General features: G+C 45.6%; 21 protein-coding genes. 7 read left to right on the forward strand and 14 right to left on the reverse strand.

The features are described from left to right. Positions 1-204: 204 nt before the first annotated feature. The gene (locus FKN16_RS10750; protein WP_170902664.1) at positions 205-1,362 is read right to left on the reverse strand and encodes an aromatic amino acid transport family protein; all 1,158 of its coding nucleotides are present in this window, start codon (positions 1,360-1,362) and stop codon (positions 205-207) included. A gap of 697 nt (positions 1,363-2,059) precedes the next feature. Beyond that, a complete protein-coding gene (locus tag FKN16_RS10755) occupies positions 2,060-2,371 on the reverse strand; it encodes a hypothetical protein (protein WP_006742087.1) in 312 nt (103 codons plus the stop codon). Between the two features lie 141 nt (positions 2,372-2,512). Here FKN16_RS10755 and FKN16_RS10760 point away from each other — a divergent pair, with 141 nt between their 5' ends. Beyond that, complete coding sequence (locus tag FKN16_RS10760) at positions 2,513-2,848, forward strand: helix-turn-helix transcriptional regulator (protein ID WP_005391220.1); 336 nt, start codon at positions 2,513-2,515, stop codon at positions 2,846-2,848. Between the two features lie 215 nt (positions 2,849-3,063). Here FKN16_RS10760 and FKN16_RS10765 read toward each other — a convergent pair whose 3' ends face one another. The 7 genes from FKN16_RS10765 to FKN16_RS10795 form a co-directional block, all read right to left on the reverse strand. Further along, a complete protein-coding gene (locus tag FKN16_RS10765) occupies positions 3,064-3,810 on the reverse strand; it encodes a phosphatase (RefSeq protein ID WP_170902665.1) in 747 nt (248 codons plus the stop codon). Between the two features lie 25 nt (positions 3,811-3,835). Then, positions 3,836-4,570, reverse strand: coding sequence for a nucleoside/nucleotide kinase family protein (locus FKN16_RS10770; protein ID WP_170902666.1), 735 nt, complete (start codon positions 4,568-4,570; stop codon positions 3,836-3,838). Positions 4,571-4,579: 9 nt separating this feature from the next. After that, a complete protein-coding gene (locus tag FKN16_RS10775) occupies positions 4,580-5,098 on the reverse strand; it encodes an MltR family transcriptional regulator (RefSeq protein ID WP_031780192.1) in 519 nt (172 codons plus the stop codon). A gap of 59 nt (positions 5,099-5,157) precedes the next feature. Further along, positions 5,158-6,429 (reverse strand): zinc-binding dehydrogenase, encoded by a 1,272-nt coding sequence (locus tag FKN16_RS10780; RefSeq protein ID WP_170902667.1) that lies wholly within the window; start codon positions 6,427-6,429, stop codon positions 5,158-5,160. Positions 6,430-6,476: 47 nt separating this feature from the next. Beyond that, a complete protein-coding gene (locus FKN16_RS10785) occupies positions 6,477-7,901 on the reverse strand; it encodes a PTS mannitol transporter subunit IICB (RefSeq protein WP_346341421.1) in 1,425 nt (474 codons plus the stop codon). A gap of 12 nt (positions 7,902-7,913) precedes the next feature. Further along, the gene (locus FKN16_RS10790; RefSeq protein ID WP_005391226.1) at positions 7,914-8,357 is read right to left on the reverse strand and encodes a PTS sugar transporter subunit IIA; all 444 of its coding nucleotides are present in this window, start codon (positions 8,355-8,357) and stop codon (positions 7,914-7,916) included. A 431-nt stretch (positions 8,358-8,788) separates the two neighbouring features. Continuing rightward, a complete protein-coding gene (locus FKN16_RS10795) occupies positions 8,789-10,546 on the reverse strand; it encodes an SgrR family transcriptional regulator (protein WP_170902668.1) in 1,758 nt (585 codons plus the stop codon). Between the two features lie 394 nt (positions 10,547-10,940). Here FKN16_RS10795 and FKN16_RS10800 point away from each other — a divergent pair, with 394 nt between their 5' ends. Both FKN16_RS10800 and arsB read left to right on the forward strand, forming a co-directional pair. Next, the gene (locus FKN16_RS10800) at positions 10,941-11,282 is read left to right on the forward strand and encodes a winged helix-turn-helix domain-containing protein (RefSeq protein ID WP_047008393.1); all 342 of its coding nucleotides are present in this window, start codon (positions 10,941-10,943) and stop codon (positions 11,280-11,282) included. Positions 11,283-11,366: 84 nt separating this feature from the next. Continuing rightward, positions 11,367-12,422: an ACR3 family arsenite efflux transporter gene (arsB, locus tag FKN16_RS10805; RefSeq protein ID WP_170902669.1), complete on the forward strand. Its 1,056-nt coding sequence runs from the start codon at positions 11,367-11,369 to the stop codon at positions 12,420-12,422. 42 nt (positions 12,423-12,464) lie between these two features. On the opposite strand, the gene FKN16_RS10810 is transcribed toward arsB, so the two are convergent. After that, positions 12,465-13,244 carry a helix-turn-helix transcriptional regulator gene (locus tag FKN16_RS10810; RefSeq protein ID WP_170902670.1) on the reverse strand — a complete coding sequence of 260 codons (780 nt, stop codon included), beginning with the start codon at positions 13,242-13,244 and terminating at the stop codon, positions 12,465-12,467. Between the two features lie 21 nt (positions 13,245-13,265). Then, the gene (locus tag FKN16_RS10815) at positions 13,266-13,799 is read right to left on the reverse strand and encodes a YbhB/YbcL family Raf kinase inhibitor-like protein (protein WP_005482606.1); all 534 of its coding nucleotides are present in this window, start codon (positions 13,797-13,799) and stop codon (positions 13,266-13,268) included. 188 nt (positions 13,800-13,987) lie between these two features. Here FKN16_RS10815 and FKN16_RS10820 point away from each other — a divergent pair, with 188 nt between their 5' ends. Then, the gene (locus tag FKN16_RS10820; RefSeq protein WP_170902671.1) at positions 13,988-14,779 is read left to right on the forward strand and encodes a PhzF family phenazine biosynthesis protein; all 792 of its coding nucleotides are present in this window, start codon (positions 13,988-13,990) and stop codon (positions 14,777-14,779) included. A gap of 92 nt (positions 14,780-14,871) precedes the next feature. Here FKN16_RS10820 and FKN16_RS10825 read toward each other — a convergent pair whose 3' ends face one another. Then, positions 14,872-15,900: a lactonase family protein gene (locus FKN16_RS10825; protein ID WP_075110103.1), complete on the reverse strand. Its 1,029-nt coding sequence runs from the start codon at positions 15,898-15,900 to the stop codon at positions 14,872-14,874. A gap of 406 nt (positions 15,901-16,306) precedes the next feature. Between FKN16_RS10825 and FKN16_RS10830 the strand changes: the two genes are divergently transcribed. From FKN16_RS10830 to FKN16_RS10840, 3 genes are read left to right on the forward strand one after another with little or no spacing between them, the layout of a single operon-like run. Further along, positions 16,307-17,254, forward strand: a complete 948-nt coding sequence (locus FKN16_RS10830) for an HlyD family efflux transporter periplasmic adaptor subunit (RefSeq protein WP_170902672.1) — start codon at positions 16,307-16,309, stop codon at positions 17,252-17,254. A gap of 4 nt (positions 17,255-17,258) precedes the next feature. Next, positions 17,259-18,185: an ABC transporter ATP-binding protein gene (locus FKN16_RS10835; RefSeq protein ID WP_170902673.1), complete on the forward strand. Its 927-nt coding sequence runs from the start codon at positions 17,259-17,261 to the stop codon at positions 18,183-18,185. After that, positions 18,185-19,282 (forward strand): ABC transporter permease, encoded by a 1,098-nt coding sequence (locus tag FKN16_RS10840; protein ID WP_005498311.1) that lies wholly within the window; start codon positions 18,185-18,187, stop codon positions 19,280-19,282. Before FKN16_RS10835 ends, FKN16_RS10840 begins: the two co-directional genes overlap by 1 nt. Positions 19,283-19,391: 109 nt before the next feature. Here FKN16_RS10840 and FKN16_RS10845 read toward each other — a convergent pair whose 3' ends face one another. Both FKN16_RS10845 and FKN16_RS10850 read right to left on the reverse strand, forming a co-directional pair. Then, positions 19,392-19,763 carry a hypothetical protein gene (locus FKN16_RS10845; protein WP_005391248.1) on the reverse strand — a complete coding sequence of 124 codons (372 nt, stop codon included), beginning with the start codon at positions 19,761-19,763 and terminating at the stop codon, positions 19,392-19,394. A 176-nt stretch (positions 19,764-19,939) separates the two neighbouring features. Next, entirely contained in the window at positions 19,940-20,881 is a 942-nt protein-coding gene (locus FKN16_RS10850; RefSeq protein ID WP_170902674.1) for an endonuclease/exonuclease/phosphatase family protein, read from the reverse strand. Positions 20,882-20,959 lie beyond the last annotated feature (78 nt).

A 20,959-nucleotide genomic window follows, 5' to 3' on the forward strand; every position in this document is an offset into this window, starting at 1 on the left:
GATATAATAGAAGGGTGAATCACTGTACATGTCAGCCTTTCGCTAAGGAGTTTTACTTAAAAGTCAGAGCTAACCGTGATTATCAGAGAAACGTCAAACTTCAAAAATGCTGATGACTTTGAGTGGCCTGGATTCGGCTATGAATACAAAAAAACCGCCCGTTATACAACGAGCGGCTCAGTTTTTAAATCAGCTAGCGTGATTTTATACTGCTTGGGCAAACAGCAAGAAACAGCCGAACAGGAAGATCATGCTCATTCCCATTACGCCGCCACCAGCTTCATAAATACTGTCATCTTCTACTGGCACTCGACGCACTTTCATTGTCATTGATAATGGGACAAAGACCGCGAGAAACACAAGAATAATCCCCGCGTAGCTAAGAATAGCCAAGAAGTGTTCTGGCGCAAATACAGCACCTAGTAGTGGTAGCACAAAAGTAGTAACAAAAATCACTGGCTTACTTGCTTTCAGTAAGTCTGCATTTTGATCGTATAGCGCCATTGCCACACCTAAGAACGACGTTAGCAGTGCTAACCCAGTGAACATGGATAGGATAAACTCCAAACCTTCGTATTGCTGACCTAATACCGAGATTAACTCTGTTACATTGGAGTATTGAACAAGCTCATGAGGTGGTAGGTTACCGACAACTGCTAACAACCATAATAGGTAACAAACAAGCGGAATAGTTGAACCCACGATAATCATATTACGCAGTTGTGTTTTGCTCGCCTCTTTGTTGTAAGTTACAAGCGATGGGATCACGACCATAAAACCGAAACTGGTGAAAAGCACCGAGCTTGTCTTAATTAGCGCCATCTTATCGTCACTCACGACTTCATCAAGTCCCTCAAACGAGACGCTTGGTGCAAGCGCAAAAAGTGTCAGGATCAACGCCACGATCATGCCTAGGAACAAACCGCGATTAAGCTTATCTACAACTCCTGTACCTGCCGAAACAATGATACCGACTAAAAGAGTAAAACCGACTTGGCTTGCGATCGTAGATGTTGGCAGCCCAATTGAGGCTGTTACTTTTTGTACGAGATCACCCGCACCAATGATATAAGCCATCAATAGACAAACTAACAGGGCGTAAAGCAAGCTGTTGGTTACCAACTGGCCACCTTTACCTAGCGTTTCGCGAGCAATTGCATTCATGCTAGCGCCGCCGCCTACTTTGCAACTGGCCTCAAGAAGGAGCAGCGCAGCGTAAGTCGTCCCAGCCCAGATGAACAACATAAGAAGAGTGCCCCAGAGGAGGCCAAATTGAGCAAGCACCATTGGTATAGCAAGCATACCAGCGCCAAGAGCAGTACCTGCAACGATCAGGGAGCTGCCGACAAGTTTTAGGTTCACGGTTAATACCTCTAAATTCAATCCGTTTATTTCTCGCCAGTTGTGCTACATCCAAAGCACACCCAACAAAACGCTCTACTCAACCAAAATTTGGTTACAAGAACCCTATATGGCTAAGAAAACATGCAGCAAAAGGTGGTTAATTCAATTGCACATGAACACTTGAGAGTCGTTTTGGGCGATGTCATCGTTGATGAAATGCGCACAACTTTGGGTTCGAAGCAAAATTGTTCATCTTAATTCATCAACCCCATTCGTTGTGAATGGATTTGGTTCGAAAAGATTGTAAGGCATAAGCAGGACGATTGAAAAGCAAAAGGTCAATCTTATAGCGATATATTTTAACAACTCTCCTCATTCACCTAAGATGTGTCGTTATTTTCATCACTATTCAGTCTTTTATCGCCTAATGAGAGTAAGAACGTGCTCAACCGCTCAATTTTGGATGGGTGTACAAATTAATTTACAGTTCAAGTAAAGGTGTTAGATTCCAGGGGCGTAGCCTAGATCGGACAATATCGCTATTATTCGCTGCGTACCGACACTGTTCGGTTCACATACCTCTAAACACTGATTTACGGTTCGAAACTATAGGTAAATTGAGTGTCCGAATGCTGGGTGTGGTTCCCCAGCATTTGCATCCTTTCTTTTTGGTGTTATCCAAACTGTCTAAATCTAAGCTAGCTTGCCCATTCTATTAATACGCTTTATCTAACGCTCCGATGATATAAGTTAATGCTGAAACGCCCATATCCGCGACCTGCTTCTCAGTCACACTCATATTTTCATACGCAATCTGCAACTCTACCTCACCTATCGATTCTTTATGAAGATAAAGCTCTTTGTAGTTCATCAACCTCTGTTGAGACTGTCGAGTCAGAGCGACAACATTTTCTTTAGTTACACGATGCTGCTCATTAAGCTCGCTAAATAATTGATCTAAAATGCGTTGCATTTTGCGAATTGAGGATTTTGTCTCTATTGATTTGTATGATTGATACTTTTCCATTGAGTTTATAACTGACTAAAATATGTACATTTTTATTAGATAGCTATTCTTATACTGATTGCAAAACAGGTAAATATGAGATGGTTAAACTGGTCCACTTCTTGCTTTATTTAGGTCAAAACTGTCCTTTCAGGAGAGCACATGCAGGTCGACCCTATTATTGAAGCACTGATTGCGAGAAGAAAAGCGAGTGGCCTCTCCCGTGAACAAATGGCAAACATCGCAGGGATGAGTGTGAAAACGTATCAACGGATAGAGCGTGGAGAATCCGACCTGAAACTTTCCCAATATCGCTCCATACTGCGCTCTCTGCATTTGACCGATCTCGACATCGCATTGGATATAAGAGACGTTCAACATGTAACAGCGGATGATCTAATGGCCGTTGCACGCTTGCTGTCTCCTGAAGCTCAGTCCCTACTTGTTCGCCTGTTATCGCTCGTTATTGAACAGCGGAACACAAAAAGCGGCTCATAACCTTATGACTGATTAAGAGCAATAAAATTCCCGCTCGTCCTATAATATTCTCGAATTATGGCCTTCGTTCCCTTTTTCATTGATTCTTCTTTTCACGCTTTAAATCACAGTCGAGTTGTTTGTTCTACGCCTCCCCAAAACGAATAAAACCCGCAGCTTGGCGGGTTTTAGGACTGTATAAGAAAATACTTCATTTAATGTGTTTGGGATTTTACTTAGTAAAAATCCTTAAACTCTGAAATCTTCGCCTTACCTCTCAGCAATAAGAAGTTCAAGAATCGGCTCGTCGACGTAGTGAGTATCTTCTCTTCTTCCACACCGTGTTTTTCCAGCAAAGCAATCGCCAAATCTAACTTAGAGATCTCTTCACAGAAGTGCGCATCAGATCCGGTACTGAAGTAAACGCCAATCTCTTTGCCCAGCTCGACAATGCGATCACAACGGGAATCACTACCCTTACGGCTTTTGCCTGTCAAAGATGTATTGTTAACTTCAACCGCAACATTGTGCTCTTTCGCGCAGCGCAGCACCTGTTCCATATCGAATGGGTAATTTGGGTTACCTAAGTGACCAAGAACATCCACTCTGCCGCTTTTAATCGCATTTATTAGAGCGGCAGTATGCTCAGCTTCGGTTGCGGGCTTGAATACGGGTTCATGGAAACTCGCAATCACCCAGTCAAGATGTTGGTCAGAAGACGATGGTAAGTCTATCTCCCCTTTCACATTCAGCGTGTTAGCTTCGACACCACGGAGAATACCTACATCGTGTAAAAAACGGGGCAAAATTCTTTGATTGTTGAAATGCCAGTAGTGAGGGGCTCCTGGCATCTCGGGAGCATGATCAGTGGTACAAAGAAGTTTTAGCCCCTTATTCTTGGCAGACAATGCGTTCTCTAAAATGGTGCTGTAGGCATGTCCACTGGCAATAGTATGGGTGTGGCTATCAACGACGATATCCATGGTGGCCTCCTAAGTTGTGGACGAATTATCGAATTTCGAACGAACCGCTTTGATTGAGAAACAGCGTGAGATCCGCTGGAATTGAGTGATTTAAAACCTTATCTACATTTACGGCATCTGAGTTCAAATAAAACTCCAATGCAGCTTCTGGATCTGTGCCACCACGAATCTTACGATTGACTAAACGCTCTTGTAGAAACTCCGCTTGGGTATCAATAAACACAGTGAAATCGGCCAAGCGATGCAGTTCTTTCCATACTGGTTCATTAAGCAGTAACCAATTCCCCTCAACGACAACCACATTCCGATTTACCAAAATGGCGTCGTCGACTGGATCATGCAAATTGCGGTCGTAGTATGGCCATTTTGTATCTTTCATTTTGAGCTGTTTGAGCTTGTCGATAAGCTCCGTCAGATTAAATGTTTGATAGGCTCCCTTAATACTGCGCAGAGGCACGAGCTCGCCATCTCGTTCAATCGTATTGTTGTCGAGGATCTCATTTGGATAGTGGAAACCATCAAAAGGCAGAACCTGAAGCGGCTCTTGGTTTTCATCTTGTTCGGAGAGATATTCCCAGAACGCAGCAAGGGTTGACTTACCGCTGCCCGGAGGGGCACACAAGAACACCACAATGCGTTCCTGCTTCTCATGATAAAGACGGGTAAATTTTTCGATAAGAGGTTGATGGATTCGCTTTACGTCGGCATCAGGAAAGGTAGCTTCGGTTTCAAAACCACTGACGTTTAAATTCACTTTCATGGTGAACCCTTATTGATTGATCTCCCCTTCGATTCTTTCTATCAACATTTCACACGACAGCTTCAACACTGTTTTGATGAGAGATTCGTATCTCATTTGCGAAAAGGACTCAAACGAAGAGAACTTAAGCTGATTGATCGACTCAAGATAAAAGCTGTCTTGCTGAGAAGAGAGTACCGCTTGGTTTTTGATGAAGTCATAAATCACGTCATCCGCGAATTCGACTTTCTCCGGTTGGCTAACCACATACTCCAACACCTGATCGTACAACCCGATATCGGCGTAAGTTTCCAAAGAGATTTTGCCCATCGCAAACATCAGCTTCGATACCACATCGGTTGTTGCTAACGGACCATCTTCTTTCAATAAAGGATCCACAGCATACTCCTTCACAAGGTCGTCTTGAACGAACACTTTCGGAAGCAGTGCTTTTAACTTGAGGTTAATTATTTTGTTAGAAACCTGAAGAAACGCAGTGGCATTTTCGCACTCGTCCAGTTTCTCCAGTAATTCATCTTCACGTGACAACGTATTATGACCTCTCCATTGTGTGGCAGCGCAAAGGCTACCACACAAATTCGTTGCAACTAAACCGTTAAGCTCACGTCATAAAACTCAAGTAACGCTTTTTCTGCATGTGCGTTCCACACATAGTTATTAGCGTTCAAAATTGCGTCTAATTCGGCGAAGAACGGGTCTTGGTCTACCAACGATAAGAAATCATCAATCGCGGTCAATGGCAGGTCAATATGCGGGTAAATCAACTTCTTACCGCCCGGAATATCCAACTGATTCAAAATCGTATGGGGTGCAGCTTGTAAGCCACCAACATGCGTGATCATGAACGATGGATTGATCTTACCTTGTGAGGAAAGCTCTATAGATTCCACCATGTCACCCTTTGAACCACCGGACGTCCCTACAATATGGGTTGATTCGTAATGCACGTTGTAAAAGTTAAACGGCACTTTGAAGTTCTTATCCGTTGGGCCAGCAAAGAAATTCAAGCAACCATCATTGCCAAGTAGCTCATCCGCTTGCTCAAGCACTTGAGCAACCGCCGCGTAGACCATTACATCGTCATAACCATTGCCACCGTTGAGTGCTTTGAGGTACGTGACCGGGTCGTCGATTTGAGCCGTGTTCACGTAGTGCAGTTCTACGCCCTGCTCTTTGGCTTTTGCAACGGGAATGAGGCTTTCAGCTCGGTCTAAACGCGCGGCGTCGATGTCCGTCACCACGATCAGTTTTGGCTTTACAGGGCCGTTGATCGCATAGTCAATCGCACCAATGCCCATTGGGCCAGCACACGCAAGTAGCGCTAATGCTCCGCCCTCTTTGATGCCCATATCGTGCTCGTACACGTATTGCGTGGTGTGGTAGCTCGCATGGTACGCACCGATAATGCAAGACATTGGCTCAGCCAGCGACGCATCAGCAAAGTAATCGCCGTGGTAAGGCAGCACGCAGCCTAGGTCGATAGCGATTTTAGGAATAATGGAATACGTCGCGTTGCCGCCAAATGTCTCATAGCTGTAGCCCGCCGAGTAGCCTGTTGGCAAGCCCATGGCAGGTTGCAGAACAAAGTAATCGCCAGCTTTGAATCGGTCTTTTAGATTCTCACCGACTTCAACAATCACACCTGCGTATTCATGACCTGTCATCACTGGCACTTCGTCAATGTTTTCAGGAACGCGTTTGTGTTTGCTACCTAACAATGCTGCTTTGTAAGTGGATAGACAAATGCTGTTTGAAATGTTTTTAACCAGAAGTTCGTCGGCTGAAATGTTTGGTAAATCAAAGGTTCTTAATTGAACGTTTTTCTCACCACAGATAACCGCTGCCGTTGTTTGTACCATGATTTCTCTCCTAATTGGGGCGATACCTGCCGCCCCAAACTGCATTGTTAGGCTGGTTGCTCAGTCGCGACCGTTTGTTGCTTAATCTTATCCATCAGCTCGTCAAGCGCTGGGTCGTTGAGGAAGTTCTTGATCGTTACGACTGGTAAACCTGTCGCGTTGACTGCACGGCTTTCTAAGCTCTCGTGTGTCACGACGATATCGGCTTCACTCGGGACTTTCTCGATGGCGAAGTTCTTCACTTCAATGTCTATCCCAGCTTGTACCAGCTTGCGTTTGAAGGTCGATGCGCCCATTGCACTAGAGCCCATACCCGCATCACATGCGAATGCGACAAATGAAATTGGCTTGCTCGGCTCTTGCGTCGTCGCAGCTGCAACTGGCTTAACTGCGCCTTCTGCTTTCATCTCTTTCATGTCAGAAACTGATTTCTCAAACTCGCTTTCTTTTTCTTCTGATTTGCTCACTTTCAGAATCGCACTTGCTACCAAGAAAGAGACAATCGTTGCACTTGTCACACCGGCGATGGTCGCAATGAAGCTACCTTTCGGAGTAAGAGCAAGGTAAGAGAAGATAGAGCCTGGACTTGGACCCGCGACCAAGCCTGCATCGAATAGGTTGAAGGTTGCGATGCCTGTTGCCGCACCAGCAATCATTGCCACAATCATGATTGGTTTCATGAGTACGTATGGGAAGTACAGCTCATGAATACCACCAAAGAAGTGAATGATGATGGCACTTGGCGCAGAACGTTTAGACAAACCCTGACCAAACTTCGCGTAAGCCAGCAGCATACCAAGACCTGGACCTGGGTTAGATGCCACCATAAAGAAGATGGACTTGCCCGTTTCTGCGGCCGCTTGCAGGCCTAGTGGGTAGTATATGCCTTGGTCAATGGCATTGTTGAGGAACAGCACTTTTGCTGGTTCGTTAATGATCGCTAACAGAGGCAGGAAACCCGTCGCAACCAACGCTTCGATGCCTGATTTCACAAACAAGTTTGCTGCGGTGACTGAAGGGCCAACAATCTCGTAGGCGAACAAACACAACAACATACCGACGATACCCAACGAGAAGTTGTTGACCACCATCTCAAAACCAGAAGGGATGCGGTGTTGAATACGTTTATCCACTTGCACCACAACCCAAGCACTCAGTGGGCCCATGATCATTGCGCCAACAAACATCGGTATGTCAGCCCCGACAATCACGCCCATCGTACCGATAGCCCCCACTACCGCGCCACGTTTTTCACCAACAATCTGACCACCGGTGTAACCAATCAAAAGTGGCAGCAAGTAAGTGATCATTGGCCCCACAAGTTCGCCAAAGGCTTCGTTTGGCATCCAGCCCGTAGGAATAAAGAGTGCAGTAATAAAGCCCCAAGCGATAAAGGCTCCGATATTTGGCAGCACCATGGCGGTCAAATGACCTCCGAAGGCTTGCACATTAGCTCGCATGTTTGCTTTCACGTTATGTTCCTTTTAGTATGCTTTTATTATGTCTAGCACTTGTTCTTTGGAAGAGGCTTGTGCCAGTTTTGCAATGTTCTCTTCATCCACAAACATCTCGCTCAACGCTTGAATCACCTCAATGTGGGTATCAGAGTCTTTCGCAGCTAAGGTAATAAGAATATTGGCCGGACCGAGATCCGATCCAAAATCAACAGGTGATGGGAAAATATGAATGCCTAAGCCTGTTTTTAAAACACCAGTTTCAGGTCGGGCATGAGGCATTGCCAATCCAGGGCATAACACATAGTAAGGACCGTTTTCTTCCGTTGAACGGATGATTGCATCAGCATAATGCTGGGAGACGTAACCTTTATTTTCTAGGTATTGCGTTGTCTTTTTAACCGCATCTTGCCATTGGTAAGCGCGATCATTAATTACATCTACTAGTTCGTGGTCGATTAACTCGTACAACATATTTAACCCTATCAACAGTTCGTCATCTGATGGGTTAATTATCAATAACAGAGTCCCAACCGCGCAACCGAGCTACTTTTGCGCTTCGAGTCACACTTTAAAGCCTGTCAATTTGTTTAAATGGACAGAGCTCAAAAATCCCACACGTAAAAAATCTACAAATTTTATTTGAGCAACAAGTCAATAGACGAATTTTGAATACAATCACCTTCTCGAAAATATTCTTAAAGTTACATTATTTAAATCAGATCACATTAGACCTATTGACTCGATATAATTCGTGATTAATTTCAAAGTTCATTTCGGGCTGTTTCTTGATCACTCGCGCTCAAACGTAGATAAGCATCACACTTGTTGGCTAGAAAAAATAAAAACGTCACTGGCTTTCACCAAATTGCAGACACAAAAAACCGCCATTCAGGCGGTTTTGATCAGTCCGCAGACCAAACGGATCGTATGTCTGGCCATCCCCAGTTTGTGAGTGCGACATCTTCCAAGACCCCTTGAAAACGTAGCGTCTGAGTATGGTGAAACATCGGTGCAATCCAATATTCGCTAATCAATGTGGACGCAATCGGCTCTAACGCGCTCAGATAATCTTCAAGCGGTGAGAATGCGCGGACATTTTCCATTTGAGCATCCAACCACGCCGCATTTTGCGCCCCTAAGGTGTGGTAAAGCACGGCATTGCTAAAGAAGTTGCTAAACGCAGACGCATGACGGTTATCGTCCAAGTTAATATTGGTGACAACCAGAGTCTCATCAAGCGTACCGTTTTTGGCTTTCTCGCTCAGTTCACGGTAGGAGTACATAACGATCTCGACTCGGCTGCCCGCATGTTTTAGACGCGAAGAAATCGCTCGTGCACACCGGCGTAGTGCCGTGTAATTGTACCCTGCGATGGTGATCAGCTTTGGCAACTTGACCGCTTCTCCAAATGGACGCAACACCGGTTTCCAGTTAGGCAATAAGTTATAAGCAGGTATGCTCCCAAATATAATGTTTTCATTACGCATCACTTCAGCTAGCTGTTCAGGTTGAATCAATTCACTGATGTATCGGCGCTGGGCCTGAGACAAAGCGTGCTTTGCATGATGGTTAAACAGTGCGAACAAACAACCGTCTTCCGTTCGACTGCGTTTACTCGCTGGTGATACTTCACTGTTTGGCGTCGACATATAGTGGCTGCACATGTCATCAGCAGAATCAGGTTCTGGTTGCAATGTGTTTGCGGCAAGCGATGGATTTTCCATCTGTTCATCGTTGACGATCCATATCGTCACAAAATCCGTTAATACTCGACACGCGTAATAGCCATCAAACGCTTGCAGTTTCAAACGGTTTTCACTGTGCTCAACGACGGAAAATGGACCACTCCCCACCACCAACTTGTTGTTCGCAACGTTCACCTGACTCACGGGCTGAATGCCATATTTCACGCCAGAAATAAGTCCAGCAAAACCCAAGTCTGGTCGGTTAAGCTTAAAAACAACCTTCAATGGATTAAGTGCCGTAATGTTGGCAACATGCGCCAGCTCTTTTTCGTAGTATTCCAAAGAGCTTAATTTGGCGAACAAACTGACAACCGTTTCAGCATCAATTGGGTTGCCATTATGAAAAGTCAGACCCGGACGAAGATAAAATGTCCATTCGTACAAGCTGTCATCATAACGCCAATGATGAGCCAACTCTGGCTGCACCTGTCCGTTGTAATCGCTTGAAACCAAACAACAATAAATTTGGCGAAGCAAAAAACGTTCACTACTTCGCTGCAGTTGATGCGGAACCATACGCTCGAACATACGTTTGTAGGTCAGTTGAATGTTGAGCTGACCTTCTTGAACCGATGCGCCTGACGTTGTTTTCAATAAACGTCCAAACGCAACTTCATCCTCATCTAATATCGCGAGCGCTTTCTCATACTTACCTCGCTTAATACGCGCGAGAGCTAAGCTTTCTTTTAAAGCCTCTAACTCGATATTGAGTACGAGGGTCGAACGCTGATTTCTTCCTGCTTTCGGATACCAACTCAACCACATTTTATCCTGCATTTGCGACAACAGGCTGCGCGCATGCCGAGGAGAGGTAAACAATAAATCGGCGATTTCTTGCAATGTAGTTTTCGTTTCATCACCAACATTAAACGAAAGCAAGCGTTGGTAATAACGAAATAAGTTGAGATCAGACACCGCACGTACCTTAACTCTAGGAGGCCATTGAATAGGTGTATTTTACTGAACTTGGCGGTAATAAAATAAGAAAACTTCCAAACACTTTGTTCCCCTTTTAGTAGCATTTCGTACCTATATTGTAGGAAAACCCCACCTATTCGGTCTTATCAGGAATAAAGTGAAGAAATCTACTCTCTTTTTTGCCTCCCCTTTTTTCACCATACTGGTTTGGCGAACAGGAAATATAGAGAATTGCTCATAACCTAACCCCCAAGCAGAACTTAGCTCCTGATACCACACCCCCTATTCGTCGTATCTTTAAGTTCTGCTTTTTTACTGCCAACAGTTGCGCCTTAGAAAAAGCACACGTACACTTAATCGCAATTCGACGATTAACTATAAAGGTCTGCTCATGAGCAACAAATGCAGCAAAACATGCGAAATTGCTTTTGAAGCCACACAAAAACAACTGGATAAAGAGCAAGCACTCGCCGCTCAAGCAAAAGCGCTGTCTCATCCTGCTCGCTTACGCATTCTGCATATTCTTCACACTTTAGACACTATGGGCGGCTGCTTAAACAGCGATTTAGTCTCTGAGTTAGGTTTAGCGCAATCGACCGTATCAGAACACTTACGTATTCTAAAACAGGCAGGGTTTATCAGTGCAGAACCTAACCCGCCAAAGGTTTGTTACCGCATTCAACGTGAAAAACTGAACGCGTTTAACGCTCAATTTTCCGGTTTATTTAGCTAAGACACGTTGCGCGCTTTCCATGCGCGCAAAGATAAACTATAACCTTATATATCGCCTTTCGACGATAAACGAATAGAGACCACTATGACGACTGAAGTTTTCAATAGTGCCAGCGAAAAAATGAGCTTTCTTGACCGCTACTTAACGGTTTGGATCTTTGTCGCAATGGCCATCGGCGTGGGGATAGGCGCAGCCTACCCGCAAGTAGCAGAATGGAACGAAGCAATGTCCGTTGGCAGTACGAACGTACCACTCGCCATTGGTTTGATTTTGATGATGTACCCACCACTCGCCAAGGTGAACTACGGTCTATTAGGAACAGTAACGAGAGATAAAAAAGCCATCACGCTGTCTCTGGTTATGAACTGGATCATTGGCCCAATCCTGATGTTCGTTCTTGCTTTAACCTTTCTTGGTGATCATCCAGGTTACATGGTCGGTATTATTTTGATTGGCCTTGCACGCTGCATCGCTATGGTTTTAGTGTGGAATGATATTGGCGGCGGCAACAAAGAATATGGCGCGGCCTTGGTGGCATTAAATAGCGCATTTCAAATTCTGACTTACAGCGTTATGGCTTGGCTATTTATCACCGTACTTCCACCGTTCTTTGGCTATGAAGGTTTTGTGGTTGATATTTCCATGGGAGACATTGCGGAAAGCGTATTGATTTACTTAGGTATTCCGTTCCTCGCTGGTTTTCTCAGTCGTAAATGGTTAGTCGCTGCAAAGGGTGAGAAGTGGTACAACGATGTGTTTATTCCTCGAATTTCACCCATTACTTTGATCGCTTTGCTCGCCACCATCGTGCTGATGTTCAGCCTCAAAGGAGAGATGATTTTACAGCTACCAATGGATGTGTTCCGCGTGGCAGTCCCACTAGCGATCTACTTCGTATTGATGTTTTTTACCAGCTTCTTTATCGGGAAGAGAATGGGCATCCCTTACGATAAAAATGCTTCCATCGCTTTTACGGCGACGGGCAACAACTTCGAGCTGGCGATCGCGGTTTCCATTGCTGTATTTGGCCTGAACTCCGATCAAGCATTCGCTGGCGTGATTGGTCCGCTAATCGAGGTTCCCGTTCTGATTGCTTTGGTTAACGTCGCACTGAGGATGAAAACCAAATACCAGAGCTAAAATTGGAAACATAAAGATCGAGCCAAACAGCAATATTAAGTACTAACTGACGACAGTTTTTATGTACTCACTGGGCGTTAAACCAAACTTCCCTTTAAATCGTTGGCTAAAACGGCCTTCCGATTGATAGCCACACAACTGCGCGAGTAACGCAACGTTGTATGAACCATTTTGCATCAGGTAGAGTGCGTGATTTAAGCGCACTTCTGCCAGCACTTCGCGATACTGAGTGCCCTCTTGCTTGAGTTTGCGTACCAACGTTGCTCGGCTCATAGCAAAGCGCTCAGCAACAAATTCCAAAGGGTGGTCATCGCCCGGAGAGCGTGACAGATAGCGGCTGAGTTTCTGACTGAACGAGGTATTGGAACTCGAGAAAAGCCGATGCAATAGTCCTCGCTCTGCTAACTGCTGATACAACCCCATCATCCAATAACGTTGCGTCGCTTCACTTAAACTTTCCCGTTCAAAAGAAAACAAGGCATTTAATGTCGCTTGCAGTGCTTTGTCTGTCTCCACCGCTGGGACGTAATTTCCCAATGCATTACTCATACTCAGCTCTAACATTTCATCGCTAGGTACACAGTGAAAACTGAACATTCGTGAGAGAAAACGCCCTTGCTGAGGAAGGTTTTCAAAATTCAGCGAAGCGTTTGCTTCACAAAGCATGATGTTAGGATGAAGAATATCAAACGCTTCGTCTTTCCAAAACAGACGCTTACTCCCTTTAATGATCTGGATAATACTCGGGGAGTGAATCCTGACGTTACGCAGCTTTTGCTGCTGCTCCGCACGAAACAGCGTCACTTGATATTGATGCCCCATCTTCTCCCCTTAAGTATTTAATTATCGCGTGTAAGTCGCGGTTAACTTCGCTTTGTCCAATGCAACACTATTCAACGTAAATCCTACAACCGCCGCTGGCGTGTTCTCATCCAAGTTCAACTTATCACTCGGCAGCGCCCAAACGGTAAACTGGTAGCGGTGCATACCATCTTTTTCTGGCGGACATGCGCCGCCAAAACCAGTAGTACCGTAATCGATACGAGACTCCTTACCGCCGAGCTTACTGATATCAACGCCACGAGGCAGCTCGTTAACTGAGGCTGGAATATCAAACGCTATCCAATGCCAAAAACCACTGCCTGTTGGTGCATCAGGATCGTACGCGGTAATCGCAAAACTTTTTGTACCCTTTGGAACGTCTTTCCACATCAGTTGTGGAGACTGGTTCGCACCATCACATCCCCAACCTGAATATTCAAATGTCTTCGCCATTGGATGACCTTCTTGAATATCTTTGCTCGTTAGTTCAAAAGCATGGGCAGAGCCGATAACCAAAACGCTAAGGGCCAAAACAGACTTGTGAATCGCTTTCATGTGTTTATTCCTTTCAATGAGTTCAATTCAAGTCTATTCATCAACCCAAGCCAAGATACATCAATAAGTATCACAAAATATAAAACCATCGTCTATTTTGATACTTTAAGATTCAAACATAAATTTCTTATTCTCTGAGTTGCATCTGGTTTATGCTAACCAACCGCTCAGAGAACAAGGAAGACAAAATGGAACTGGATATCTACGTCGTTGACGCATTTACAGACACGCAATTTAAAGGCAACTCAGCAGCAGTCCTACCCTTGCAAGAGTGGTTAGAACCAGAGCTAATGCAAAACATTGCAGCGGAAAACAACCTCTCTGAAACCGCGTTTGTTAAAACGATTGGAACGAATCAATATGAAATACGCTGGTTTTCACCACTTACAGAAATCGACTTTTGTGGACACGCAACGCTCGCCGCTTCCATGGTGTTGTTCGATCAACTCGGCGTTACAGGAAGTATTGAGTTTCACACATTAAAAGTGGGCACCTTAACCGTAATTAAGAACGCACTTGGCAAGATTGAAATGACATTTCCGACAAGAGCGCCACACCCCGTCAACGCCATTCCTACGCAATTGATTGAGGGATTAAACTGCGAAATAACACACGTACTGCTTAGCCCACAAGCTTACTTCGTCGTCGTGGAAGATGAGCAAACCGTTTTTGATGTTCAATATCGATCCGACCAACTGAAACAACTCGCCCCTTACGATGTCGTCGTCACATCAAAAGGCAGTCAATACGACTTTGTATCTCGCTACTTTTGGCCAGCTAACGGCGGAGATGAAGACCCTGTCACAGGATCAATCCACGCAGGCTTAGCACCATATTGGGCGCAAGAGCTCGGCAAAGCATCTTTAGTGGCGTATCAAGCATCAGCGCGTGGTGGCGTTCTGTACTGCGAAGTCAAGGAGGATTGCGTCAATGTATCTGGTGATGGTGTGTTGTATATGAAAGGCAAAATTTACGTCTAACTGTACGTTGAAGATTGGCGTTAACTGTTTTTATCCTGAAAGCCTAGCCGCCCGCTAGGCTTTTCTATTTCCTGTTGTTTCAGCGTTAATCGTTACAAAGGTTGTTCGACAATACACACAGGAGAGCCTATCTCACAGTCATAACCCGTTGGGGTAATTTCACCCGTTTGAGGATTGCGACGAAAGCTCACCACATTGTTGGAATGTTGATTGGCAACCAGCAACCACTTTTGATCACGAGACAACACAAAATCTCGTGGAAAAGCCCCTTCACAGTGAATGGCTGCTCGCCTTTTTGGCGTATCGCCAGACACATCAAACACACTGATTTTGTTCTGAGCTCGGCAAGAGACATACAAAAACGTTTCATCTTGCGAAAGACGAATCGCCGCCGCCGCTTGCTGATTCTCTTCCCCTTCTAATAATTCTGTTTGATTCGAGATAAGCCACTTATCTTGGTGCTTAACCAGAACAATCAAGGTTTCTGACAGTTCGCAAACCACATACGCTGTCGACTCTTGTTGGTTAAACACCACATGGCGCGGTCCCGAACCTGCGGGCAAATGAATCACTTGCGACAGTGAAAAATCCGGCGGCTGGGCATCGTAATCATAAATAAGGACGCTATCGCTGCCTAAGTCTACGACAACCAATTGATCACTGTGCTTTAAAAACGTGACTTGATGAGCATGAGGAGAAGTTTGGCGTTCTAAATTCGGCCCGCATCCATCAACGTATAAATCCGCCAATAAACCTAGCGGTTTACCATCGCGATCCAATTGAAATACGCTAACATTTCCAGAGCCATAATTAGCGACCGCCAACAACGGTTTTTTGATATCCAAATGACACGGATAATCGCCATTAATCGGCAAAGAGACGGATTCACTACCGCGAAAAAACGCGAGCTCTGCACCTTCATTTCTATCCATTTCGCTAAAGGTATACAGCCCGTGTTCGGTGGTCGTGAGATAGGACGGATTACGTTGAACTACAACATCGTCAAGCCGAGTCAGTTCACCCGTTTCAGTGTTCAGCAATAGACGCGCAATGCCCGTGCTCGTACTCGGAGGGTTGGTGTAAGTGCCAATATAAAAATGCACGTGACCAGTTGTTGTCATGGATGGCCTTATATGAGTGATTCGTATTATTCAACACCTTGCCCATTGTCATGGCCGACCGCAATCCATTTTACGAATCAACCACTTAAAATGTGAAGTGATTTCTAATTCAGAATCAATTGACAACTTGCAGCCTCAACTAGCCTAGTGTTTATCGCTGGGCATTTAATTTTACTTATCAGGAAAAACCTGACCTCGTTCAAGGTTTTTTCATTCCACCTCGCGACAAGCTTGTTCCAACGCTAAGCCTCTCTATTTAAAAAGAATCGCTTGTAGATAAAATGCTAAGCTCTAAAAAGAAATCGTCATGGATGGCAGTTAGCGACGGGTTGGCGGGCTCAATCAACACGCTCCCGTTCACAAGTTATCTATTCATGCATTACTTCTTCAAAGGAAGCACCGCACTATGAAGCGAATCATTTTTGGCACATTGGTTATTGCCCTTTTAAGCGCCTGTTCAAAAGATAACACGCATCAAGCGCTTGGCACTCTAGAGCGTGACCGCGTAACGTTTACTGCCACATCTAATGAGATAATTAGAGCCCTTCCAGTCAAAGAAGGCAGCTTGGTCAGTGAGGGGGAAGTGTTGGTTCAGCTCGATACTAAGAATCAACAAGCCGTTCTTGCACACGCCGTTGCCGAGCAAGCCAAAGCGGGAGCGTATTTGCTTAAATTGACCAATGGTGAACGCCCAGAAGACATTGCTGCTGCATCGGCTCGCGTAGCCCGAGCGGAAGCGCAGCTCACCGAAGCGCAGAAAAACTATCAACGCAAAGCAGAACTGGTGCGTAAAAAACTCATCAGCCAATCCGAAAAAGATTCAGCTCTTGCGGCAAGGGACTCGGCGAGAGCCGAATTAGACTCAGCAAAAGAAGAGTTCAGTAAGCTCACCGCAGGTTCTCGCCTCGAAGACATCGAACAAGCTAAAGCCGCTTTAATGGCGGCAAAAGCCGAAGTGGCGTTGCAAGAGCAAAAGCTGGCAGAACTCACCATCACGGCCACGCGTGACGGTACGCTCGATAATTTGCCTTACAATCTTGGCGAACGCGTACCAGTGAACGGTGTGGTTGCCGTGATTCAAGCCAACCGCGTACCGTATGCGCGAGTGTATGTTCCTGCTGATTATCGAATCGGGTTTATTCCAGGTAAAGCCGTGACGGTAAATGTCGATGGTCTTGAGAGTCCATTACAAGGCACCGTACGTTGGGTGGCTAGTGAGCCTTCATTCACGCCCTACTTCGCACTAACCGAAGAAGAACGTTCACGGTTGATGTATCTAGCAGAAGTTGATTTACCTGAGTCTGCAAAAACGTTGCCGTCAGGTGTGCCTGCCCAAGTAGATTTGGTGGAGTAAGCCAATGACCGAGTATGCAATTCAAGCTCAAAATGTGGTCAAAAAGTTCGGCGACTTTACTGCTATCAATAACATCACACTCAACGTGCCCAAAGGCTGTATTTACGGATTTTTGGGGCCAAATGGTTGTGGTAAGTCGACCACCATTCGTGTGCTCACCGGCCTTCTCAGCCCAAGTGAAGGCAGTGTGGATGTGCTTGGGTTAGACATCCCAAAACAATCCGAACAACTGCGGCTCAAAATTGGCTACATGACACAAAAGTTCTCGTTGTACGACGACCTATCCGTTCAAGAAAACCTCGAATTTATTGGGCAAATTTTTGGTTTAAGCAGCAAATCGCTGAAAGAGCGGATAGAAGAGCAGCTCACCACTTACGGGTTGGATCAATTGCGAAAACAGCGCGTAAGCGGCATGAGTGGCGGACAAAAGCAGCGCCTTTCACTCGCCGCGGCGACCATGCACAAACCCGAACTGCTATTTTTGGATGAGCCGACATCCGCCGTTGACCCCGAAAATCGACGCGATTTTTGGGAGCAGTTGTTCGACTTGTGCGATCAAGGTACGACGATTTTGGTCACCACGCATTACATGGACGAAGCGGAACGCTGCCACCGTCTGGCAATCATGGAATCAGGCGAAATTCGTGCCGATGGTGAACCCGAACGGTTAATGGAACAAATGGGCGTTAATATCATTGAGGTGAAAGCCGACAAACTTCGTGAACTTAAAGAAAAGCTGATTCAACGTGACGAAGTTCGCTCTGCGGCGCAGTTGGGGATTCGTTTACGCATCCTTATCCACCAGCATGTCGAGCAGCCGATTGAATGGTTAAAGCAGACGTTTCCTGAACTTCAAAACGCTGAAATGAACCACGCTCGCCCAAGCTTAGAAGATGTTTTTGTCAGCGTGACAGGGAAAGGCCGCCAATGATGAAACCTATCGCTCGCATGAAAGCCGTCATGATCAAAGAGATTCGCCAACTTTCCCGTGACCGAATCACATTTGGCATGGTGGTGATGATCCCGCTTATCCAGCTTTTGCTGTTCGGCTTCGCAATCAATACGGACATTCGCAACATTCCGGTAGGTGTTGTTGACCAAAGTGGCAGTACCGCCGGGCGGATCATTACCCAGTCCGTCAAAGTCACTCAAGTGGTGGATATCAAAGAAACCTATGCCACCGCGCAAGAGGCTGAACAAGCGATTCAAGATGGTATTGTGCGCGCAGTGCTGATTTTGCCAAGCGATCTCACACAACGCATGATGCAAGGTCGAGAGCTTGGGCAATGGATTGTAGATGGGTCAGATACCATGATCAGCTCGGCAATATTGTCGTTGCAAACCATGCCATTGACCGATTTTGATTTCGAGATTCGCCCAGCGCCAAGCAAAACATTCGAAGTCGCACTCTACTACAACCCAAGTCGGCGTTCTGCGGTCAACATCGTACCCGGCTTACTCGGTGTGATTCTCACCATGACGATGATTTTGTTCACCAGTGCCGCGATTGTACGAGAACGTGAACGGGGAAATTTGGAGCTATTGATCACCACGCCCATCCACTCGATAGAGCTAATGGTGGCGAAAATCGTACCGTATATCTTTGTCGGCTTAATTCAGGTTTTCATCATTCTAGGGTTGGGACATTGGATTTTCGGCGTACCGATTAACGGTGCAATCAGCCAAATTCTGTTTGGAACCTTGTTGTTTATCGCCGCCAGCTTAACTTTGGGATTGGTCATATCCACCATCGCTACAACACAGCTTCAAGCGATGCAAATGACGGTGTTCATTCTTCTGCCTTCGATTCTGCTGTCTGGATTTATGTTCCCTTACGAGGGCATGCCAGTCGCAGCACAGTGGATTTCAGAAGCCCTGCCCGCCACTCACTTTATGCGCATGATTCGAGGCATAGTGTTGCGAGGAGCGGATCTGATGGACTTATGGCGAGATACCCTTTGGTTGCTCGGGTTTACCGTATTTGGATTGGTCGTCGCGTCACTGAGGTTTAAGAAATCGCTCGATTAAACTTGCCAATTTTTTCTCTTCCGCAGAAACAAAAATAGCCTCGACAATGAGGCTATTTTTGTTTGGATATTCAAATTTAGTTTTACCGGACTTAACTAAGCAACTCACCTTAATAATATTCTCCGTACGAGCAGTCTCGTAAGTCTGAAATACTGTAGTTTTTCAAAGAGTTGATTTTAAAGTTAAACACCACCTGTTTACAGACGACACCTTCACGATCGGTATAGGTAATAAAGCCTTCACTGTAAGCACGTTTGCCATCAGAAGACGTAACATCGGCCACGAGCTCTAAATGCCCTTTGTGCGCCTCTACGCGGTTCATCATTTCAAACACATCCATCCACTCTTCGCGATTTGCCATTTGTATCAACATGGATTTGGCCTGTGTTTCCAACTGCTGCGGATACACGTAATAACGGTTGTAACCAAAGTATGCGCACATCAGTAATAGAACGAGTGCAAATGAGGTTGTTCTTGTCATGCAAGCTGCCTCTTGTTGTTATAAAAATCCTGCTTCGTTAGTTCAGTATAGGAAGCAAGCAAAGTTTAGGTCATGGAACTTGCTCAAATAACAGAGAACAGTCAGAGACAGTCAATTCTATGAAAAGCTCAGTACCGGTTTTACTTATGAAACATGACAAACTCTAAGGGCTTGAACTATGGGATATGTACACCGATCTGGGTTGTCACCATGCGGTGATCTGAGCCTTGAGGAAAAGCAGAGGATTCACGAGAGCAGATGATTCGCTGTCCTTGCTCAGATTTTAGCCACAAATGATCAATACCTATCATCATCGGCTCTGGCACGTTGATGCCTTTGATGTTAGTTGGCCAGCTCGTCACTGGCGCGGTTTGGAAACTCGGGAACAGCGCAGAAAAACGAGGGCTAACCGAGGAGAGATTGAAATCCCCCACAACCAACACCTCTGGCTCAGGATAAAGCGCGGTCAGCGTTTCTATGGTTCGCACCAACGCATTTCTTTGATGCCAAAGCTCGCTGGTTCTTGGTGACGGTGGATGAGCCGCAAACAAAGTGATCGGTGCTTGACCTTTAGGCAACCAAACCGCTCTGATGACCTCTTGTCCATTTGGCGCACGATAAACTGAAACTTCCGTGATGGGGTGTCGGCTAAGAATCATCAAATTTGATGGGTACCCCACGTCACGTTGGCCACCATAATAATGCGGATAGACATCATCCAACATGTGCAAAAGGCTGCCAACACGCGGCGTCAGCTCTTGCATCACCACCAAATCAGCTGGATGCCTCAACAGATGGTTGATGAACTGATTGATGTCCGAGTTTTCGTAAAAAAGATTGAATTGAATGACGCTCAAAGACTGCGAACAAGACGCCACATGGCTGCGCTGCGGCGGAACAAGTAACAAGACAAACAAAATAGCGACAAAGGCAGAAAATGCACTTTGCAACCATCGGCGAGCGATAAAAAACGCCGAGGCTAAAACAACGTAAGTGAACACAATGAAGGCGGGAATCGAGGTAAGATTCTCCGCCCACCAAATATGTTCAATTTGCCTGACCGCCAGCCAAATAAGAGCGGGTAGGAGCAATATGATCCACTTAAAAACGCTCGACACACGCACTGCTCGTTTCGCTATTACATATCATAAGCTTAAATGCAATTTCTCAACTCGCCAGTGCGTGAAGCGTTGATG

The sequence above is a fragment of the Vibrio sp. 11-4(1) genome, assembly GCF_013048625.1.
Taxonomy (GTDB): domain Bacteria; phylum Pseudomonadota; class Gammaproteobacteria; order Enterobacterales; family Vibrionaceae; genus Vibrio; species Vibrio diabolicus.